This is a genomic window from Protofrankia sp. Cj3 (assembly GCF_917627355.1).
In the GTDB taxonomy this organism is placed as follows: Bacteria; Actinomycetota; Actinomycetes; order Frankiales; family Frankiaceae; genus Protofrankia.
Genome location: NZ_CAKJTR010000001.1, coordinates 89,404 through 91,540, shown reverse-complemented (window position 1 = coordinate 91,540; position 2,137 = coordinate 89,404). Strand labels below are relative to the sequence as shown.

General features: G+C 59.1%; 3 protein-coding genes. All 3 read left to right on the top strand.

Annotation, left to right across the window (positions count from 1 at the left end; genetic code table 11):
• Nucleotides 1–386, top strand: a 386-nt coding sequence (locus MJ783_RS00450; protein ID WP_239307874.1) for a hypothetical protein, incomplete at its 5' end; no start/stop codon positions are given.
• Nucleotides 383–1,159 carry a hypothetical protein gene (locus tag MJ783_RS00445; RefSeq protein WP_239307873.1) on the top strand — a complete coding sequence of 259 codons (777 nt, stop codon included), beginning with the start codon at nt 383–385 and terminating at the stop codon, nt 1,157–1,159. The genes MJ783_RS00450 and MJ783_RS00445, both read left to right, overlap by 4 nt.
• Nucleotides 1,160–1,376: 217 nt before the next feature.
• Entirely contained in the window at nt 1,377–1,847 is a 471-nt protein-coding gene (locus tag MJ783_RS00440; RefSeq protein ID WP_239307872.1) for a hypothetical protein, read from the top strand.
• The last annotated feature ends 290 nt before the right edge of the window (nt 1,848–2,137 follow it).

Here is a 2,137-nt window from a genome sequence, read left to right as displayed (position 1 = left end):
CTCCCAACCCCCACACTTATGTCCCCAATCCCCTGGGTTGGCTCGACCCCCTCGGCCTCGCCCCCTACCAGATTGCTGGTACACGAGGGCTGCTCCACAGCTTCGATGAACATGCGGCGCAATGGTTCGGCCGAGAAGTGCCGAAGTCGACGCATCTGCAGCAGTGGGAGAACCTGATCGAGCGGGTCTCAAAATCTAATGTCATTTTCGACTGGTCGACTGGAGTGGCGCAAACCACTGCCCACCTATCGAGAGTTGACGGTAAGTACTTTGTAGCACAGTTTTTCAAAGACGGTAACAGAGCGAGTCAGTTGGCGACCGCTTTTGTCCCGGGAAATTCTCAGTTGAGTGCCATGCTTGAAGCTGCGGGAAAGATATCACGATGACTGACAAATCTCCGAAGAAAGGGTCTACAAATTCACCTCGCCCCCCCTTGGTGGAGCCCTCATTTTATTTCGCTGAGAGGGATACTGAGGATGCATTTTCGCTTGTTATCGATTATCTGATTGAGAAGGGTGCATCCTTTGGTGCGGCTCTTTTAGGTGGCGAGGGTGATGTGGATGAGATGGCCGACCTGATTCGATACGAGATCGAGCGCGTCGGTATTGCGAACCAGCGGGAGCTGGAGAATTTTCGTCGCGCTACGGGTAGGGTTATCGCCGGTGTGACTCTGAGCGGCGTTCAGCCCGGCGGAGCTGGTCGTGATGTGGAAGTACGGATTTTGCCGATATCGGAGGACGCTGTTGGACTCGATCGACATCCTATTGCGGTCCGGTGCGATGGGATCGCTTTTGAGTCGTATGCTCCCTCATCGACGAGGATCCGTAGGTCTAAGGATATACTCGATTTGTTCGTCTCCATGGTAGCTGCACTATCGCCCGCGTATGGTTCTTTGTTGATCTCGTGGCCCCTGCCTAGTCCGACCGATGTCGCGGCCAGCCCCGACGGTTTCGAATTCGCCGATTTCTACGTCTCAGCTGACTATGTGGGCCGTTCGGCATTTAGCAAGATGATGCGGGCGGTAGATATGGATCATCGGGAGATTCTTGATGGCGGCACTTTGTTTCTGACCAGCGGGCTTTTTTCATCGATTCCCACCAGAAACATCGGCGTGGGCAGTCTGGCAGCCAACGCGATCGCGGCTGCAAGACGTACCTAAACGGTAGTCTAATGAATGCGGGATCAGACGGACACGGGTACGGCAAAGTCGACGGGTGTAGATTTTCCCGAGTGAGATCGTTGGATGAATGATCTCTGGGTGCTGTACGAGATTTGATCGTTAAAGGCTCCTTGTCACTACGTTCACGGGTGTCGAAACCAGAACGTGACGTGAGCAAGGAGCCCAAGTATCAGACTACGAGGAGCCGTCGGATGAGGTGCTGGCCAGGGTGTTCGCGGCGTCGGACGTGCTGTACCGGCAGCTGCGGGCGCGGGCTGCGGGGGTGACTCACGCCGAGTTGGAGGACCAGATCGCCGGGCAGGGCCGGGAGCTGCTGCGATCGCTGTTCCAGGACTCGTTGGATCTGGGGGCGATGCGGGAGGAGCTGCTGCCCGAAGCGCCGGTCGATGCTGACGGGGTAGTCTGGAGCCAGCTGGAGAAGGGCCGTCGGCGGGCGCTGTCCACGGAACCGGGAGCGCTCCAGTCGCAGCCACCGTCCCCGAGGTGGTCACCTTGGCTGAGACGGTCTCGGTGTGGCGGGAAGGGATCGCTACGGTCGTGCTCACCGGCTACAGCAACGCCGCCGCCGAGGGGCGTCAACCGCCTGGTCAAACTGGTCTGCCGGGTCGCGTTCGGTCTCGCCAACGTCGCCAACCAGCAGCGCCGGTCCTGTTACGTAGCATACTGATCCACCCGCCCCAATAGCTACGCTCTGCTACCACGACCGCCTCGCGGAGCGTGGCAGCATAAATGCGATCTCCCGCGTAGTGCAAAGAGCCCCTTTTGGCCAGTACCACCACGCCGCTTTCGTGCGAGACGTTGCGGCGCTACCCGGGCGCAGACGGGGCACGAAGCCGCTCGCGTGAACCGATGTTGCCCCGAGCCTGTCACTGCGACCAGTTGGCCCTGTTCTCCGGGTCACCGACCGCGTGAAGGGCATTGGCAGATCCAACAGCCGGAAGGTAACTCCATCGCGGT

Coding starts and splice junctions, on each gene's coding strand:
- MJ783_RS00445 (WP_239307873.1), top strand. CDS start 383: ATGACTGACAAATCTCCGAAGAAAGGGTCTACAAATTCACCTCGCCCC.